Below are 346 nucleotides of genomic sequence, written 5' to 3' on the forward strand. Positions count from 1 at the left end.
CGATACAAATAATGCCATTTTCCTTTAATTTTGATGTACGTTTCATCCATTTTCCATGAATAAAAGGATTTTTTATTTTTCTTTTTCCAAATTTGATAGAGTAGTTTGCCATATTCTTGCACCCAACGATAAATCGTCGTATGAGAAACGTTAATGCCACGATCATATAAGATTTCTTGAACTTTACGATAGCTAAGGTTATAACGAAGATAGTAGCCCACGGCTACAATAATCACATCCTGCTGAAATTGCTTTCCTTTAAAATGATTCATCGTCATTCCTCCTGCTATCTTTTTCTATTATTCTACCTTATTTGATAGTAGATTTAAAACTTTGCAACAGAACC

At 32.4% G+C, this 346-nt stretch carries 1 pseudogene; it reads right to left on the reverse strand.

Going from position 1 to position 346, the window contains the following annotated elements:
* Window positions 1-272, reverse strand: a pseudogene (locus RT41_RS10295) (IS6-like element IS1216 family transposase); the annotation flags it as partial.
* Window positions 273-346: the final 74 nt, after the last annotated feature.

The organism is Lactococcus fujiensis JCM 16395, assembly GCF_002441655.1.
Lineage (GTDB): Bacteria > Bacillota > Bacilli > Lactobacillales > Streptococcaceae > Lactococcus > Lactococcus fujiensis.